The 16,000-nt window shown below is 64.2% G+C and carries 17 protein-coding genes; 6 read left to right on the forward strand and 11 right to left on the reverse strand.

What is annotated here, in order from left to right; translation table 11 throughout:
* Positions 1 to 41: 41 nt before the first annotated feature.
* Entirely contained in the window at positions 42 to 1,529 is a 1,488-nt protein-coding gene (locus HUK72_RS05520) for a DUF2142 domain-containing protein (protein ID WP_176595884.1), read from the forward strand.
* On the opposite strand, the gene HUK72_RS05525 is transcribed toward HUK72_RS05520, so the two are convergent.
* From HUK72_RS05525 to HUK72_RS05540, 4 genes are read right to left on the reverse strand one after another with little or no spacing between them, the layout of a single operon-like run.
* A complete protein-coding gene (locus tag HUK72_RS05525) occupies positions 1,410 to 2,141 on the reverse strand; it encodes a phosphatase PAP2 family protein (protein WP_176595885.1) in 732 nt (243 codons plus the stop codon). The two genes, HUK72_RS05520 and HUK72_RS05525, sit on opposite strands and share 120 nt — an antisense overlap.
* Positions 2,119 to 3,513 carry a dihydrolipoyl dehydrogenase gene (gene lpdA, locus HUK72_RS05530; protein ID WP_176595886.1) on the reverse strand — a complete coding sequence of 465 codons (1,395 nt, stop codon included), beginning with the start codon at positions 3,511 to 3,513 and terminating at the stop codon, positions 2,119 to 2,121. The genes HUK72_RS05525 and lpdA overlap by 23 nt, the downstream gene beginning before the upstream one ends.
* A 28-nt stretch (positions 3,514 to 3,541) precedes the next feature.
* Entirely contained in the window at positions 3,542 to 3,949 is a 408-nt protein-coding gene (locus HUK72_RS05535) for an acyl-CoA thioesterase (protein WP_176595887.1), read from the reverse strand.
* Positions 3,949 to 5,235, reverse strand: coding sequence for a pyruvate dehydrogenase complex dihydrolipoamide acetyltransferase (locus HUK72_RS05540; protein ID WP_176595888.1), 1,287 nt, complete (start codon positions 5,233 to 5,235; stop codon positions 3,949 to 3,951). The genes HUK72_RS05535 and HUK72_RS05540 overlap by 1 nt, the downstream gene beginning before the upstream one ends.
* A gap of 206 nt (positions 5,236 to 5,441) precedes the next feature.
* Here HUK72_RS05540 and HUK72_RS05545 point away from each other — a divergent pair, with 206 nt between their 5' ends.
* Positions 5,442 to 5,897: a universal stress protein gene (locus HUK72_RS05545; protein WP_176595889.1), complete on the forward strand. Its 456-nt coding sequence runs from the start codon at positions 5,442 to 5,444 to the stop codon at positions 5,895 to 5,897.
* 131 nt (positions 5,898 to 6,028) lie between these two features.
* On the opposite strand, the gene HUK72_RS05550 is transcribed toward HUK72_RS05545, so the two are convergent.
* The 4 genes from HUK72_RS05550 to HUK72_RS05565 form a co-directional block, all read right to left on the reverse strand.
* Positions 6,029 to 6,823 carry an ABC transporter permease gene (locus HUK72_RS05550; RefSeq protein WP_176595890.1) on the reverse strand — a complete coding sequence of 265 codons (795 nt, stop codon included), beginning with the start codon at positions 6,821 to 6,823 and terminating at the stop codon, positions 6,029 to 6,031.
* Positions 6,820 to 7,758 carry an ABC transporter ATP-binding protein gene (locus HUK72_RS05555; RefSeq protein WP_176595891.1) on the reverse strand — a complete coding sequence of 313 codons (939 nt, stop codon included), beginning with the start codon at positions 7,756 to 7,758 and terminating at the stop codon, positions 6,820 to 6,822. Before HUK72_RS05555 ends, HUK72_RS05550 begins: the two co-directional genes overlap by 4 nt.
* Before the next feature lie 66 nt (positions 7,759 to 7,824).
* The gene (locus HUK72_RS05560; protein ID WP_176595892.1) at positions 7,825 to 8,454 is read right to left on the reverse strand and encodes a class I SAM-dependent methyltransferase; all 630 of its coding nucleotides are present in this window, start codon (positions 8,452 to 8,454) and stop codon (positions 7,825 to 7,827) included.
* Positions 8,455 to 8,559: 105 nt separating this feature from the next.
* Positions 8,560 to 9,438, reverse strand: a complete 879-nt coding sequence (locus HUK72_RS05565; protein WP_176595893.1) for a LysR family transcriptional regulator — start codon at positions 9,436 to 9,438, stop codon at positions 8,560 to 8,562.
* 111 nt (positions 9,439 to 9,549) lie between these two features.
* Between HUK72_RS05565 and HUK72_RS05570 the strand changes: the two genes are divergently transcribed.
* From HUK72_RS05570 to mmsB, 3 genes are all read left to right on the forward strand, one after another.
* Complete coding sequence (locus HUK72_RS05570) at positions 9,550 to 10,692, forward strand: acyl-CoA dehydrogenase family protein (protein ID WP_176595894.1); 1,143 nt, start codon at positions 9,550 to 9,552, stop codon at positions 10,690 to 10,692.
* Between the two features lie 14 nt (positions 10,693 to 10,706).
* Positions 10,707 to 11,765: an enoyl-CoA hydratase/isomerase family protein gene (locus HUK72_RS05575; protein WP_176595895.1), complete on the forward strand. Its 1,059-nt coding sequence runs from the start codon at positions 10,707 to 10,709 to the stop codon at positions 11,763 to 11,765.
* A 77-nt stretch (positions 11,766 to 11,842) separates the two neighbouring features.
* Positions 11,843 to 12,727 (forward strand): 3-hydroxyisobutyrate dehydrogenase, encoded by an 885-nt coding sequence (gene mmsB / locus HUK72_RS05580; protein ID WP_176595896.1) that lies wholly within the window; start codon positions 11,843 to 11,845, stop codon positions 12,725 to 12,727.
* Between the two features lie 214 nt (positions 12,728 to 12,941).
* Here the strand turns inward: mmsB and HUK72_RS05585 are convergent, their stop codons facing one another.
* The 3 genes from HUK72_RS05585 to folE form a co-directional block, all read right to left on the reverse strand.
* Positions 12,942 to 13,718 carry an enoyl-CoA hydratase-related protein gene (locus HUK72_RS05585; RefSeq protein ID WP_176595897.1) on the reverse strand — a complete coding sequence of 259 codons (777 nt, stop codon included), beginning with the start codon at positions 13,716 to 13,718 and terminating at the stop codon, positions 12,942 to 12,944.
* An 89-nt stretch (positions 13,719 to 13,807) separates the two neighbouring features.
* Complete coding sequence (locus tag HUK72_RS05590) at positions 13,808 to 14,650, reverse strand: SDR family oxidoreductase (protein WP_176595898.1); 843 nt, start codon at positions 14,648 to 14,650, stop codon at positions 13,808 to 13,810.
* Positions 14,647 to 15,255, reverse strand: coding sequence for a GTP cyclohydrolase I FolE (gene folE / locus HUK72_RS05595; RefSeq protein ID WP_176595899.1), 609 nt, complete (start codon positions 15,253 to 15,255; stop codon positions 14,647 to 14,649). The genes HUK72_RS05590 and folE overlap by 4 nt, the downstream gene beginning before the upstream one ends.
* A gap of 153 nt (positions 15,256 to 15,408) precedes the next feature.
* On the opposite strand from folE, the gene HUK72_RS05600 reads away from it, so the two are divergent.
* Positions 15,409 to 15,999, forward strand: a complete 591-nt coding sequence (locus tag HUK72_RS05600) for a nucleotidyltransferase family protein (protein WP_176595900.1) — start codon at positions 15,409 to 15,411, stop codon at positions 15,997 to 15,999.
* Position 16,000: the final 1 nt, after the last annotated feature.

The following is a 16,000-nucleotide window of genomic DNA, read 5'->3' on the forward strand; positions in this document are numbered from 1 at the left end:
GACTGACCCAGAGCAGGACAAGGCGGGATCAGGGTCGATCGATGCGACAGGAAAGACAGGCATTCATGCGGACGCGGCGGCCCGTCGCGGGCGACATGCCATGGACCGGGCTCGAAAAGGGGCTCTATGCCCTGATCTGCATCGCCACGCTGTTCTTCGCCTGCATTACCCCGCCCTTTCAGGCGCCCGACGAAAATCAGCATTATATCAAGGCCCTGCTGCTTTCGGAGGGCGGCATCCTGACCGAACAGCGTGGCGCCATGATCGGCGCGGAGCTTCCCCGTGCCGCCATCGATCTGCACGACGTCTATTTTCCCACGCGCGCATCATCCGCTCCCCGCCTGTTCGATCGCGATAGGCTGGACGAGGCCTGGCATGCCGATGACGCGGCGGGCAAAGAGCGCGGTTTTGCCGATTTCCCCAATGTGGCCAATTATGCGCCCACCCTTTACCTGCCCGGCGCGATCGGCCTGACGATCGGAAACAGGCTTGGCCTGCCTCGGCTCGGCGCCTTTTATGGCGGCCGGATGGTCAATGCTCTTTTCTCCCTCATCATGCTGGGCGCGGCGCTTGGCCTTCTTCCCTTCGGCCGCAACGCCATGCTCGCCACAGCGCTGTTGCCGACTTTCTGCTATCAAAATGGCTCGCTCTCGCCCGATGCGGTGATCAACGGCATGGGCTTTCTAGGCCTTGCCCTGGCGCTGCGGGTGGGTTTCATGGGATGGACCGGCAAGCGCGGGCTCGCGCTCTATCTGACGGCGCCGCTGCTGGCGCTGGCGAAGGGCGTCTATCTGCCGTTGATGGCCGCGGGATGGCAATGGCCCGGAAACCGCCGCGATCTTCGCGCCGTGTCGATCCTTGCCGCGATGGCGCTCGGCGCGCTGGCCTTCCTAATCTGGATGAAATTTTCCGGGGGTAGCCAGGCGCTCTATCATATCATGTCGCGCAAGACGGGCGAGACGGTCATGACCGCGCCGCTCGGCCAGCAACTGGCCGTGATCCTCCACGATCCCCTCGCCTATCTCCATGTCCTCGTGACCAGCGTGACCGAGCGGGCACCGGTCTATGCGCTCCAGATCGTAGGCCGTTTCGGCTGGAACGCCATATTGCTGCCCTTACTGGCCTATCCGCTGGCGCTGGCGATGCTGGGCGCGGCAGTCCTCTGCGGATCGGCCATGCGCTTTTCGCTCGGCCAAAGGCTCTGGTGGCTCGCCATCGTCGCGGGTGTGGCCCTGCTGATCGAAACCGCCATGTATCTGACCGGCACGCCGCTTGGCGCGGACTATATTCAGGGGACGCAGGGCCGCTATTTCCTGCCCCTCCTGCCGCTGGCGCTGATGGCCTTCATGCCCGAAGAACCGCTTCGCGGCGCACGCATCCTGTTCGCCGGATCGGCGCTGCTGTTGCTGTCAGTCGCCGCCGCGACCGCGTTCGACAGCTTCTGGGTCCATGGCTTCGTCACCGCCGACGGCATGCCTCCCTATCGCAGCCTGACCCGCGCCCTCACCCTGCCCTCGCCGCGCTGGTAGCCAGACGCCGCAGAGCGCCAGCCAGCCCAGTCCCTCGATCCATCCGGCCACTACATCACTCGGCCAATGCACCCCTAGCCAGACCCGGCTGATCCCGATCACCGCAATCGCCAGCGCGGCCCCGACATAGGCGGACCGCCGCCCCGCCAGCATCGCCAGCGCGCCGAAGAAGATCATGTTCCCCGCCGCATGCCCGCTCGGGAAGCTATAGCTGTGCACGATGTCGAGATGCGGCAGCAAGTCCGGTCGAGGTTCCGCAAAAACCTGCTTGAGCGCCAGATTGAGCAGCGTCCCGCCTACGACCACCCATAAAAGCCAGAAGGCACGCGCCCTCGCTTTGCTCCAGAGGCCAACAAAACAGGCGCCCAATAGCGCAAAGCGCACCGCCGTTCCGCCGATCATCGAAGCCAGTTGCATCATCCCAGTGACGAGAACGCCCGCGCCGCTTTGCCGCGCCCGTCCCGCCATTCCCATCAGGCGGACATTCAGCCCGTCCAGCAATCCGTGCCGCTGCGCCAGCGCAATCATCAGAACGCAAAAAAGCGCGAGAGCCAAAGCTCCCGCGCCTTTTGCCACGGCTCTGCGCCGATCAGATATGAAGCGCGCGCCCATATGCAGCCAGCACGCTTTCATGCATGGATTCGGAGATGGTCGGATGCGGGAAGACCGTGTGCATCAACTCCGCCTCGGTCGTCTCCAGCGTCTTGCCGATGGTGTAGCCCTGGATCATCTCGGTCACTTCCGCGCCGACCATATGCGCGCCCAGCAATTCGCCGGTCTTGGCGTCGAACACCGTCTTGGTGAAGCCTTCCGCCTCGCCCAAGGCGATCGCCTTGCCGTTGCCGATGAAGGGGAACATGCCGACCTTCACCTCATAACCGGCTTCCTTGGCCTTGGCTTCGGTCAGGCCGACGCTGGCGATCTGCGGATGGCAATAGGTGCAGCCCGGAATGTTGCGCGGGTCCATGGCATGCGGATGCTTGCCCGCAATGGCTTCCGCCGCGATCACGCCCTCATGGCTCGCCTTGTGCGCCAGCCATGGCGGCGCGGTGACGTCGCCAATCGCCCAGATGCCCTCGACATTGGTATTGCAGGCGGGATCAGTGACGATATGGCCGCGCTCCGTCTTCACGCCCAGCGTTTCCAGCCCGATATTCTCGGTATTGGGGACGATGCCGATGGCGACGATGACATGGCTGTATTCGCCGTTGACGATCTTGCCGTCCTTGCCCTTGATCGCGGCCTTGACGCCATTGGCGCCGACTTCCAGCTTCTCGACGCCCGCGCCAGTCATGATGGTCATGCCCTGCTTCTTCAGCGCCTTTTCGAGGAAGGCGGAGACGTCCGCATCCTCGACCGGCACCACGCGGTCCAACATCTCCACCACGGTCACGTCAGCGCCCATGTCATTGTAGAAGCTGGCGAACTCGATGCCGATCGCACCCGAGCCAATGACCAACAGCTTGCTGGGCATTTCCGGCGGGGTCATGGCGTGGCGATAGGTCCAGACGCGCTTGCCGTCCGCCGGGGCGAAGGGCAGGTCGCGGGCGCGAGCGCCGGTGGCGACGATGATGTTCCTCGCCGTCAGTTCCTCGGTCTTGCCGTCCTTGGTGACGGAAAGCTTGCCTTTCGCGACCAGCTTGCCGTCGCCCATATGGACGGTGATCTTGTTCTTCTTCATCAGGTGCGTGACGCCCTGATTGAGTTGCTTCGCGACGCCGCGCGAACGCTTCACCACTGCCTCTATGTCTGCGCTGATCTTTTCAGCCGCCAGACCATAATCCTTGGCATGCTGCATATAATGATAGATTTCCGCCGAACGCAGCAGCGCCTTCGTCGGGATGCAGCCCCAGTTGAGGCAGATGCCGCCCAGATTCTCGCGCTCGACGATGGCGGTCTTCAGGCCCAGTTGCGCCGCGCGGATCGCGGCCACATAGCCGCCGGGGCCGGAGCCCAGAACGATGACGTCGTAATTCTCAGCCATGATCAAACTCGCTTTTCTCTGAAATCTGTCACGCCGCCGGAGGGGTGAAGGGCGGCACGGAACGGGGCTGGCGATCTTCCCCGATCGCCACGAAGGTGAAGGTCGCCTTGGTCACGCGATAGGACCGGTCGTCATGGCGGGCGCGGCGCCAGGCCTCGACGGCGATGCTCATCGACGTCCGCCCGACGGAAACCAGCCTGGCGAAGACCGACACTTCATCGCCCACGACGACGGGGCGCAGGAAGGTCATGCCCTCTACGGCGATGGTGACGGCGCGCCCATGGCTGTGCCGGGCCGCGACGGAACCCGCCGCCGAATCCATCAGGCTCATCAGCCAGCCGCCGAAAATATCCCCATAGGGATTGGTGTCGGACGGCATGGCGATGACGCGCACCGCCGGGCTGTCCGCCGGCGGCTGCTCGTCCTGTCCAGCCATCAGGCCAGCATGCCGATCGGGTTTTCGACCAGCTCCTTGAAGACCTGCATCAGCCGTGCCCCGTCGGCGCCGTCGATGGCGCGGTGGTCGAAGCTGCCGGTGGCCGACATGACGGTCGCGATCTGAAGCGAGTCATCGATGACGAAGGGCCGCTTCTCGCCCGCGCCGATCGCCAGGATCATGCCCTGCGGCGGGTTGATGACGGCTTCGAACTGCTTGATGCCGAACATGCCCATGTTGGAAAGCGAGGCGGTGCCGCCCTGATATTCTTCCGGCTTGAGCTTGCCGTCCTTGGCGCGGCTGGCAAGATCCTTCATCGCGGTCGAGATGGCGGCGACGCCCTTGCTGTCGGCTTCGGTCACGATGGGCGTGATCAGGCCGCCGGGGATCGACACCGCCACGGAAATATCGGCGCGCTTGAATTGCAGCATCTGATCGCCCGCGAACTGCACATTGCACTCCGGCACCTGGATCAGCGCGACGCCCAGCGCCTTGATCAGCAGGTCGTTAACCGACAGCTTGACGCCCCGCGAAGCCAGACCGGCGTTCAGCTCGCCCCGCAGCTTCAGCAGCTTGTCGAGCTGGACATCCACGGTCAGGTAGATGTGCGGCACCTGCTGCTTGGATTCAGTCAGGCGGCGCGCAATGGTCTTGCGCATGCCGCTCAGCTTGACGACTTCGTGCGGGATGCCGAAGTCCTGCGCGGCGGCGGGAGCGGCCGCCGGAGCAGCGGCGGGCGCTGCGGCAGGCGCCGGAGCGGCGGCCTTCGCGGCGGGCGCCGTGCCCTCAATATCCGCCTTCACGATACGGCCATTGGGGCCTGAGCCGGTCACAGCGGCGAGATCGAGCCCCTTCGCCTCCGCCAGACGGCGAGCGAGCGGGCTGACGTTCACGCGGCTGTCGGCGGGCTTGGCCGACGCGGGATCAGCCTTGACCGCAGCGGCGGGTGCGGCCGCCTCCGCCTTGGCGGGAACGGGGTCGGCCTTGGGCGCGGCCGCCGGCTTGGGCGCGGCATCGCCCTTCGCGGCTTGCGACACGTCCTCGCCTTCCTCCGCGATGATGGCGATGACGGTGCCGACCTTCACGCCTTCGGACCCTTCGGCCACCAATATCTTCGCCACGGTGCCTTCATCGACGGCTTCGAATTCCATCGTCGCCTTGTCGGTTTCGATTTCCGCCAGCAGATCGCCGGACGAAACCGTATCGCCCTCCTTCACCAGCCATTTCGCCAGCGTCCCTTCTTCCATAGTCGGGGAAAGGGCAGGCATCTGGATCGTCTTGCTCATGGGTGGAAGGCCTCTCATTTTTATCGGGCGTGGGGGCAATGAGGTTCGTTTCGGCGCTTTGGCCGGAACGGTCAAGGCCAAGCCTTGCGTGCACGCCGATAATCAGCCACATTTCACCAGTCTGGTTCATGGCTAACCATATGGGTTCAGCACATGCTCCGTGGCGAAGAAGACCAAATGGTCGTTACCCTGTAAGGACGCAGCAGATGCGGACATATCTGGTTGTCGTGGACGAATCGCCCGAGGCGGAAACCGCGCTCCGCTTCGCTGCCCGGCGCGCCGCCAAGACGGCGGGCGCGGTTCGTATCCTGGCGCTCATTCCGCCCGCCGAATTCGTCCAATGGGGCGGCGTGCAGGCGACGATGGAGGATGAAGCCCTGCAACGCGCCGAAGCGCTGGTGACGAGCGCGGCGGGCACGCTGACCGACGAATCCGGCATCCGCCCCAGCATCACCGTGCGGCAGGGCGATCCAGTGACGGTCGTGCGCCACACGCTGGAGGAGATGGACGATGTCGCGGCATTGGTGCTGGGGGCCGCCGCCAGCGGGCATCCCGGCGTCCTCGTCTCGCACTTCGCGGGCGCCGACGCGGGCAAGCTGCCCTGCCCGATCATGGTCATCCCCGGCGGACTGGATGCTGAAGCGATCGACCGGTTGAGTTAGGGCGTTGATCCGTGTTCCTGCGCGGGCAGGAACCCAGTTCAAACGGCAGGACTGGGCTCTCACGAGCCACCTGTCTCGTTCGAGTGCCTGCGCAGGAGCACGGTTGGATGCAACCGGACGCCTTGCGCGCCTTATTTCTTCAGGCGATAGCCCGTCCGGAACATCCAGCCGATGATGCCCAGGCAAAGCGCCAGCATCCCGGCGACGAACAGCAGGCTGAACTCGATCCCCACGTCGCCGCGTCCGAAGAAGGTCCAGCGGAAGCCGGAGATGAGATAGACGATCGGATTGAACAGGGTGATCGTCCGCCACGGCTCCGCCAGCATGTGGATCGAATAAAAGGCCCCGCCCAGAAAGGTCATCGGCATGATGATCAGCAACGGGATCACCTGCAACTGCTCGAAACTTTGCGCCCAGATGCCCAGGATGAAGCCGAACAGGCAGAAACTGACCGCGATCAGCATCATGAAGGCGACCATCGCCAGTGGATGGGCGACATGGATGTCGACGAACAGATGCGCGGTCACGAAGATGATGGTGCCCACGATCAGCGACTTGGTCGCCGCTGCGCCGACATAGGCGATGATCGTTTCCGCCGCCGACACTGGCGCCGACAGCAGTTCATAGATGGTGCCGGTGAATTTCGGCATGTAGATGCCGAAGCTGGCGTTGAAGATGCTCTCCGTGAACATCGACATCATGATGAGGCCGGGCACAATGAAGGCGGCGTAGGGAATCCCGTCAATCTGCGTCATGCGCGAACCGATCGCGCCGCCGAACACCACGAAATAGAGCGAGGTGGTGATCACCGGCACCAGCAGCCCGGTCAGCAGCGTGCGGCGGAAACGGTGCAGCTCGAACTTGTAGATCGACCAGATCGCGCGGTGGTTGAAACGGCTTGCGCCCTGGGGATTGAAGCCGCTCATGCCGCCTTCTCCTGATCCTGATGGACCAGACTGACGAAAATATCCTCCAGGCTGCTCTGCTCGGTGTTGAGGTCCTTGTAGCCGATGCCGAGATCGCCCAGCTTGCGCAGCAGCGACGACACGCCGGTCCGCTCCGCCTGGGTGTCGAACACATATTCGATCTCATGGCCGTCCGCCTTCAGCGTGACCTGCCATTGGGCAAGCTCCGGCGGCACCTCGACACGCGGTTCAGCCAGCACGATGGTCAGCGTCTTCTTGCCGAGCTTCTTCATGAGCGCGGTCTTTTCCTCGACCAATATCAGCTCACCCTTGTTGATGACGCCGACCCGGTCGGCCATTTCCTCCGCTTCCTCAATATAATGGGTGGTGAGGATGATGGTGACGCCGGTCTGGCGCAGTTCCCCGATCAGCTTCCACATGTCGCGGCGCAGTTCGACGTCGACCCCTGCGGTCGGTTCGTCCAGGAACAGCACGCGCGGTTCGTGCGAGAGCGCCTTGGCGATCATCACGCGGCGCTTCATGCCGCCCGACAGCTCCAAAATCTTGCTGTTGCGCTTGTCCCAGAGCGACAGATCGCGCAGCACCTTCTCGATATAGGCGTCGTTGCGCGGCTTGCCGAACAGGCCGCGGGAGAAGGTGACGGTGTCGATCACCCGCTCGAACGCGTCGGTGTGGAGTTCCTGCGGCACCAGCCCGATGGCGGATCGCGATCCGCGATAGCCGCGGATGATGTCATGGCCCGCCACGGTGACGCTGCCGCCGGTCGGCCGGACATTACCGCAGATGATGGAGATCATGGTGGTCTTGCCGGCGCCGTTCGGCCCCAGCAGCGCGAAAATCTCGCCCTCCTCTATCTCCAGGTCGACGCCCTTGAGCGCCTGAAAACCCGAAGCATAGCTTTTGGTCAGGCCGGAAACGGTAATGATGGATGCCATGCGCGGCAGTGCCCCCTTCTGCTGAAGCGCAAAGATAGGGTGCCGCCCGCGCAGCGCAACCGGGCGCTATTCGCCCTTGCGGAAAAAGCGGAAGACGGTGGCGGGCGGGAAGTTGCGGACCGTCTGCCCGACGCGGACGACGTCCAGCCCCAGCGCGTCCTGAATCTCGCGGCTGACCGGCGGACGCAGGGAATAGGTGAACTGGATGAAGGCCCCGCCGGGCCGAAGCATGCGGAAGCTTTCGGACAGGATGTCGGCATGCATCTGGCGGTCCATGGCGAGCAGCGGCAGGCCGCTGATGACCGCCTGATATTCGCCCGCCTCGCCCGCCGTCGCGGTAGAAACGATCTGCGCGGGCGTTTCAAGGACCGATACATGCGGGAAATGGCGCCGCAACCCGCGCGCGAAGGCCGGATTGATCTCCACCACCTCCAGCTTTTCGGGCGGCAGGCCGGTGCGCAATATGGCGCGGGTGAAGACGCCGGTGCCGCCGCCCAGTTCGATCACCCGGCCATCCTCCGGGACGATATGCTCGACCATCAAACGCGCAAGATAACGGCTGCTTGGCACGACCGACGCGGTCTGGCGCGGTTTCTTCACCCAGGCGGCCAGGAAATCCAGATATTCGGTCGCCCGCGTGCGAAATTCGCTATGGGGCAGGGCAACCGCCCGACTGCATTTTGACTTATGCTGCATGTGCGAGATGCGACCATTTGCGTGTCATGGAGACTCCCTTAGCGGGCCTGATGGGCGGCGTCGATTGGTTTTAGGAACGCTTTCCCGCCATTTGGCAAAGGGCGCTCACGCTTTCAAGGTCTCGATACGCTCCTGCAACCAGTGCGCGACCGCCGCGATCCGGGGCAGTTTCTTGAGGTCGCCATGGGTGACGAGCCAGAAACTGCGCATGATCTCCACCTGATCGGCCATAACCGGCACCATCGCGGAATCGCGCCCGGCGATGAAATCGGGCAGCACGCCGATGCCCGCCCCTTCCGCGATCATGCGATGCTGCATGTTGATGCTGGTGGCGCGCAGGCTGGCCTCCAGCCCCGCCTCCACCTCGTCCAGATAGTCGAGTTCGGGCGAGAAGATGAATTCGGGCACATAACCGACCAGCACATGAGCGCGCAGGTCCGCCGCGCTGCGCGGCGATCCGGCCTCCGCCAGATAGGCGGGGGACGCGTAGAGGTGCAGGCGATAGTCGCCCATCCGCCGGACCGACAGCCGCCCCCGCTGCGGCCGCGCCAGCATGACGGCCATGTCCGCCTCCCGCTTGGAAGGGTTGAGGAAACCCGAGGCGGTGATGAGGTCGAGCCTTATGCCCGGATGGCGGCGGCTGAAATCGGCCAGCCCCGGCGCCAGCACCCATGTCCCGAAACCCTCCGCCACCGACAGCCGCACCTGGCCGCTCAGATGATGTTCCCGGCCGGTCGCCTCCTCCATCGCCGCGAGCGCCGCGCTTTCTATGCTCTCGGCATGGCTGAGCAGAGCCTGTCCATGGGCGGTCAGGGTCCGCTCCCCTGCCCCCACCTCGAACAGTTCAGGCCCCAATGTGCGCTCCAGCCGGGCGAGCCGCCGGGCGATCGTCGTCGCGTCGATCCCCAGTGCGCGCGCGGCCGGGGCGATCTTGCGCGTGCGCGCCACCGCCAGAAACACCCTGAGATCGTCCCAATCGAACATCCACCGCCCACCAGACTGCAAAATCGCTGCGACGCTATGCAGAACTGCGTTGTTGCGTGCAATTCCGCATTATATCTAGAGGAGAGTTTAAAGTGCACGTCAGGAGAGCTTGTGAGCCAGTTCGATCTCACCGAGGACCAGTTGGCCATTCAGGAGATGGCGCGCCGGTTCACCGCCGATGCGATCACGCCTTTCGCGGCGGAGTGGGACGAAAAGCATATCTTCCCCCGCGACACCATCCGCGCCGCGGCGGAGCTGGGCTTTGGCGGCATCTATGTGTCGGAGGAAGCGGGCGGAATCGGGCTGGGGCGGCTGGAGGCGGCGCTGATCATGGAAGCGATGGCCTATGGCTGTCCGTCGACCAGCGCGTTCATCTCGATCCACAATATGGCCGCCTGGATGATCGACCGGTTCGGATCGCAGGCCGTGAAGGACAAATATCTGCCCTCCATGGTGCCGATGGAGCGGATCGGCAGCTATTGCCTGACGGAAGCGGGATCGGGATCGGATGCCGCAGCGCTGAAGACGCGGGCGGTGCGGGATGGCGATCATTATGTCGTCACCGGGTCCAAGCAGTTCATCTCCGGCGGCGGCGAGAATGAAATCTATGTCGTCATGGTCCGTACCGGCGACGACGGACCAAAGGGCATATCCTGCCTTGTCATTGAGAAGGACATGGCGGGCGTCAGCTTCGGCGCGCAGGAACGCAAGCTTGGCTGGCATTCGCAGCCGACCGCGCAGGTCAATTTCGACGGCGTGCGGGTGCCAGTCGAGAATCTGGTCGGCGGCGAGGGCGAAGGCTTTCGCATCGCGATGATGGGCCTGGACGGCGGGCGGCTGAACATCGGCGCCTGCTCGCTGGGCGGGGCGCAGCGTTGCATCGATGAGGCGCTCTCCTACACCAAGGACCGCAAGCAGTTCGGCCAGAGCATCGCTGATTTCCAGAACACGCAGTTCATGCTGGCGGACATGGAGACGGAATTGCAGGCGGCGCGCACGCTGCTCTATGCGGCGGCGGTCAAGGTGACGGAGAATGCGCCCGACAAGACGCGCTTTGCCGCCATGGCCAAGCGGCTGGCGACCGACACCGGCTCCTCCGTGGTCGACCGGGCGCTGCAACTGCATGGCGGCTATGGTTATCTGATGGATTATCCGATCGAGCGTTTCTGGCGCGATTTGCGCGTGCATTCGATCCTGGAAGGCACCAATCAGGTGATGCGCATGATCATCGCCCGCGACATGCTGCGGCAATGAGCGCGGGAGGCGATATGACTGATCAGGTTCTGATTTCCATAGACAATGGCGTGGGGCGCATCCGGCTCAACCGGCCCAAGGCGATCCACGCGCTAACGACCGAAATGTGCAGCGCCATCATCGACGCGCTGCTGGCCTGGCGGGCGGATGAGAGCGTCGTTGCGGTGATGCTCGACCATGCTGAGGGTCGCGGATTTTGCGCGGGCGGCGACATCGCCATGATCGCCAACAGCGCCAAGGGCGATTGTTCCAAGGCGGAGCAGTTCTTCTTCACCGAATATCGTATGAACCATCTGCTGTTCGTCTATGAAAAGCCGGTCGTCGCCTTCATCGACGGCATCGTCATGGGCGGGGGCGTCGGCATTTCCGACCCGGCGCGCTACCGCGTCGCGACCGAGCGGACCACTTATGCCATGCCGGAAACCGGCATCGGCCTGTTTCCCGATGTCGGCGGCGGCTGGTTCTTGCCGCGCATGCCGGGACGGACCGGGGCGTGGCTGGCGACGACCGGCGCACGGATCAAGGGCGCGGATTGCGCCGCCATCGGCATAGCCACCCATTATATGGCCTCTGACAAGCTGGAAGCGGTGAAGGCGCGGATCATTGCCGATCCGGACGGTCTGGCCGAGATATTGGACGAAATGGCCGACGCGCCGCCGCCTTCGGCCATGGCAGCGCATCGGGACCAGATCGACCGCCTGTTCGCCTCGGATCGTTTCGAGGAGATATTGGCGGCGCTGGACGCGGACGGATCGGACTGGGCGCGGGAGCAGCTTGCCACCCTCGCCACCAAATCGCCGCAGACCATCAAGGTGGCGCTGCGCCAGATGGTGGAGGGCGCGGCCTTCACCGATTTTGCCGACAATATGCGCAACGAATATCGCATCGGCCATCATGTCATCCGTCGCCCCGATTTCATCGAGGGCGTGCGCGCTGTGATCTTCGACAAGGACAATGCGCCGCGATGGAACCCGGCGCGGCCGGAGGATGTGACAGACGAACTGGTGGAAAGCCTGTTCGCGCCCCTGCCCCCGGAAAAGGAATGGACGCCGCTGCCCGAATTGCGCGGCTGAAGATGGCTTGTTTTCCGCGATTTCGGAGCCGCCAGATGATCCATCCGGCTTGAAATCGCTCTAGAGGAGTGCCTGAAATGAGCCAGACCATCGCCTTTATCGGCCTGGGCAATATGGGTGGTGGCATGGCCGCCAATCTGCTGAAGAACGGCTTTGCGGTGCGGGCCTTCGACCTGTCGGAAGAGGCGCTGGCCAAGGCCGCCGAAGCGGGCGCGGTGCGCTGCGCCAGCGTGGCCGAGGCTGTCTCTGGCGCCGATGCGGTCGTGACCATGCTGCCCGCGGGCAAGCATGTGGAGGGGGTCTATACAGGCGAGGTTTTCGGCGCGGCCAAGGCCGATGCGCTGTTCCTCGACTGCTCGACCATCGATGTCGCGACGGCGCGGCGAGTCGAGGAAGCCGCTGCCGCCAAGGGTTTCGAGATGGTCGACGCGCCAGTCTCAGGCGGCATCGCGGCGGCCAATGGCGGCACGCTGACCTTCATGGTCGGCGGATCGGACCAGGCGTTCGGCCGGGCCAGGCCGATCCTGTCCGCCATGGGCAAGGCGGTGATCCATGCGGGCGGCGCGGGCAATGGGCAGGCGGCCAAGATCTGCAACAACATGCTGCTGGGCGCGACGATGGTCGCGACCTGCGAGACCTTCGCCATGGCGAAGAAGCTGGGGCTCGATCCGCAAACCTTCTACGATATTTCCAGCGTGTCGTCGGGGCAGAGCTGGTCGATGACCAGCTATTGCCCGGTGCCGGGGGTCGGGCCGCAAAGCCCTTCGGACAATGGCTATCAGGGCGGTTTCGCCGTGGGACTGATGCTGAAGGATTTGAAGCTGGCGAGCGAGGCCGCCGCTTCGGTCGGCGCGAGCGTGCCGATGGGGAATGCAGCGGAGTCGCTTTATCAACTGCTCGCCAACAAGGGCGAAGCAGGGCGGGACTTTTCGCTGATGATCGAGATGCTGGAGGGGAAGTAAGCGCTTATCGTCTCCAAGCGTGTCGCGGATGGGTGGAAAGCGGACAGTCCGCTTTCCTTGACCTTGAAGTACACCGTGCTCCTGCGCAGGCAGGAGCCCAGTTCAGGTGTTACGATGACACATTGAGGGCAGGACTGGGCTCCTGCCTGCGCAGGAGCACGTGCTGCTTAACGGGAGCTAATGGCCATCATCAGCCCCCATTCATTCACGCCAATCAACGCCCCTTCCAAACCCCCGGACGCTTGGCGACGAAGGCTTCCATGCCTTCCTTCTTATCCTCGGTCGCGGTCAGGATCTGGAACAGGCGGCGTTCGGTCAGGATGCCCTGAGCCAGTCCGGTCTCGAACGCCAGATTGACCATTTCCTTGTTCACCATCGCGGCCATGGGCGGCATCCCGGCGATAGTCGCGGCGGTCTTGAGCGCGTCCTCCAGCAGATCAGCCGCCGGAACGATCCGCGCAACCAGACCGGCACTTTCCGCTTCTTCGGCGCCCATCATGCGGCCGGTCAGGCACATTTCCATCGCCTTCGCCTTGCCGACGGCGCGGGTCAGACGCTGCGATCCGCCCATGCCCGGCGCCACGCCCAGCTTGATTTCGGGCTGGCCGAATTTCGCGGTGTCGGCGGCTAGGATGAAATCCGCCATCATCGCCAGTTCGCACCCGCCGCCCAGCGCGAAACCGGCGACCGCCGCGATCCACGGCTTGCGGATGGAGACGACCTTGCTCTGCCAGCCCGCAAAGAAATCCTCCAGGAAGAAGTCGGCCGCGTCCTTCTCCACCATTTCCTTGATGTCGGCCCCTGCGGCAAAGGCCTTTTCGCTGCCGGTCAGGACCAGGCAGCGCTGCGACGGATCGGCGTCATAGGCGGCGAAGGCCGCGCCCAGATCCTGCAGCACCTGGCTGTTCAGCGCGTTCAGCGCCTGAGGACGGTTGAGCGTGACCAGCGTCACCGCGTCGCGCTGTTCCACCAGGATCGTTTCATATGCCATTGCCGTCTCCCTTCAGTCACCCATTGCGATCCGCTCTATGCAGCGCGACGGGCCTTGACCAGTCCTCGCGGGCCGCATCTTCGCAGCCGCTATCGGCACAGATGCATGAAATCTCGGTCATAGCTGCGCAGATGCGCGCCGCCGTCGATATAGAGCGTCTGCCCGGTCACGGCGCTCGCCCCCGCCAGATAGAGGACGGCTTCGGCAATCTGCTCTGCCTGCGGCAGCCGCTCCAGCGGCATCATCGCGGACAGGCGTTCCATCTGGCCATCGTCATAATCGGGCGTCGCGATGGTGAGGCCCGGCGCAACGGCATTGACCCTGATCTGCGGCGCCAATGTCGAGGCGGACAGCCGGGTCAGCCCGGCCAGCGCCATTTTCGAGAGGGTATAGGCCAGTTGGTCGCCATGCGGATGGTCGATCCGCTGGTCGAGGATATTGACGATGCACCGGTCCCCCGTGCCTGCGGGGACAGTGGCGAAGGCCTTGGTCAGCAAGGCGGGCGCCGCGCAATTAACGGCATAATGCCGCATCAGATCATCGGCGCTGACATTGTCGATCCGGTCCTGCCCGAAAATGGCCGCGCTGTTGACGAGGACGTCGGGCGGGCGGCCGAAGCGCTCCGCGACCAAAGCCACCAGTTCCTCCGCCCCTTCCGGATCGCTGAAATCGACGGTGAAGCCATCCCATTCGGTCGCATTCTCCTCCAGCGTCAGCGCCAGATGGGAATCGAGCCGGGTATCGTGGCTGCCATGGATCGCCAGCGAATAGCCCGCCCGCGCAAAGGCGGCGGCGATGATGCCGCCCAGCCGCCGATGGCCGCCGGTCACCAACGCAAGGCGCTTTTGCGCCAAGGGCCGCGCACCGGACTGTTCCGGGCGCTTCTTCGTGCCCCCCAGGGGCCGGTAGGCGGGGACTTCCTCCTCGCTCACGCGCCGATCAGCTTCAACACTTCTTCGCGGCTCTTCACATCGTCGCGGAAGACGCCGAGCATGCGGCTGGTCTTCATGACGACATTCGGCGTGCGCACCCCGCGCCCGGTCATGCAGCCATGGGTCGCTTCGATCACCACGGCCACGCCTTCGGGCTTCAGATGTTCCCAGATGCAATTGGCGACTTCGGATGTCAGCCGCTCCTGCACCTGAAGGCGGTGGGCGAACGCGTGCAGGACGCGGGCCAGCTTCGATATGCCGACGACATATTGGCCGGGCAGATAGGCGATATGCGCGACGCCGACGATCGGCGCCATATGATGTTCGCAATGCGACTGGAAGGGAATGTCCTTCAGCAGCACGATGTCGTCATAGCCGCCAACCTCATGGAAGATGCGCGAGAGATGATAGGCCGGATCATCATCATAGCCGCGGCAATATTCTTTCCAGGCGCGGGCGACGCGTTCCGGCGTTTCCACCAGCCCTTCCCGCTCCGGATTGTCGCCCGACCAGCGGATCAGCGTACGGATCGCGGCGGCAACGTCTTTTGGAACCGGGACCTTGACCGACTCGCCCGCAGCTTCGGCATCGGGATCATATTCCATGGACGGCACCACTCCTTCATTGCTCTGCGGGCATATGGCGACTGATTCGCAGGAACGCCAGTCCCTTCGCCCTGCTGGACAGAAGATCGTCCCGGTGGCACAGCATGGTCAAACCGGATGAACCGGGTCGCTACCATTACTCGCTAGGGAACCATGCGGACCGAACATATCGCCGCCGTCCTCCTTGCAGCAGGCACTTCCTCCCGGTTCGGGGAGGAGGACAAGCTGATGGCCGATTGGCGCGGAAAGCCCCTCGCCGTCCATGCGATGGAGACCATCGCCTCCATGATATTCGCTGAGCTGGTGGCGGTCGTGCGGCCGATCGACCAGGCGCCGGTGCTGCATCGCCGGCTGGAGCGGCGCGGTTATGCGATTCTGGTCAACGACCGGCCCGAAGACGGCATATCGGGCAGCATCATCAAGGCGGTCGAGCATGTCATGCCGATCCGCAAATGCCGGGGCATATTGATCTGCCTGGCCGACATGCCCGACGTGCCGCAGACGCATTACAACCGCATCTGCCTGGCGGCCGAGGACGTCCGGTCGGTCGTCGCCAGCACCGACGGTTTTTCCTCCTCGCCCCCCGCCTTCATCGGGCGAAAGCATTTCCCCGAACTGCTGGCGCTGCGCGGGGACCAGGGCGCGCGCGCTCTGCTCAGCCATGGCGTGCAGATCGAGACCATGGGCGCTAGCCTGCGGGACATCGACACGCCGGAGGATCTGGCCGAGCGGCGGCCGAAATAGC

The sequence above is a fragment of the Sphingobium sp. 15-1 genome (assembly GCF_013375535.1).
In the GTDB taxonomy this organism is placed as follows: Bacteria; Pseudomonadota; Alphaproteobacteria; order Sphingomonadales; family Sphingomonadaceae; genus Sphingobium; species Sphingobium aromaticivastans.

Coding starts and splice junctions, on each gene's coding strand:
- HUK72_RS05520 (WP_176595884.1), top strand. CDS start 42: ATGCGACAGGAAAGACAGGCATTCATGCGGACGCGGCGGCCCGTCGCG.
- HUK72_RS05525 (WP_176595885.1), bottom strand. CDS start 2,141: ATGGGCGCGCGCTTCATATCTGATCGGCGCAGAGCCGTGGCAAAAGGC.
- lpdA (WP_176595886.1), bottom strand. CDS start 3,513: ATGGCTGAGAATTACGACGTCATCGTTCTGGGCTCCGGCCCCGGCGGC.
- HUK72_RS05535 (WP_176595887.1), bottom strand. CDS start 3,949: ATGGCTGGACAGGACGAGCAGCCGCCGGCGGACAGCCCGGCGGTGCGC.
- HUK72_RS05540 (WP_176595888.1), bottom strand. CDS start 5,235: ATGAGCAAGACGATCCAGATGCCTGCCCTTTCCCCGACTATGGAAGAA.
- HUK72_RS05545 (WP_176595889.1), top strand. CDS start 5,442: ATGCGGACATATCTGGTTGTCGTGGACGAATCGCCCGAGGCGGAAACC.
- HUK72_RS05550 (WP_176595890.1), bottom strand. CDS start 6,823: ATGAGCGGCTTCAATCCCCAGGGCGCAAGCCGTTTCAACCACCGCGCG.
- HUK72_RS05555 (WP_176595891.1), bottom strand. CDS start 7,758: ATGGCATCCATCATTACCGTTTCCGGCCTGACCAAAAGCTATGCTTCG.
- HUK72_RS05560 (WP_176595892.1), bottom strand. CDS start 8,454: ATGCAGCATAAGTCAAAATGCAGTCGGGCGGTTGCCCTGCCCCATAGC.
- HUK72_RS05565 (WP_176595893.1), bottom strand. CDS start 9,438: ATGTTCGATTGGGACGATCTCAGGGTGTTTCTGGCGGTGGCGCGCACG.
- HUK72_RS05575 (WP_176595895.1), top strand. CDS start 10,707: ATGACTGATCAGGTTCTGATTTCCATAGACAATGGCGTGGGGCGCATC.
- mmsB (WP_176595896.1), top strand. CDS start 11,843: ATGAGCCAGACCATCGCCTTTATCGGCCTGGGCAATATGGGTGGTGGC.
- HUK72_RS05585 (WP_176595897.1), bottom strand. CDS start 13,718: ATGGCATATGAAACGATCCTGGTGGAACAGCGCGACGCGGTGACGCTG.
- folE (WP_176595899.1), bottom strand. CDS start 15,255: ATGGAATATGATCCCGATGCCGAAGCTGCGGGCGAGTCGGTCAAGGTC.
- HUK72_RS05600 (WP_176595900.1), top strand. CDS start 15,409: ATGCGGACCGAACATATCGCCGCCGTCCTCCTTGCAGCAGGCACTTCC.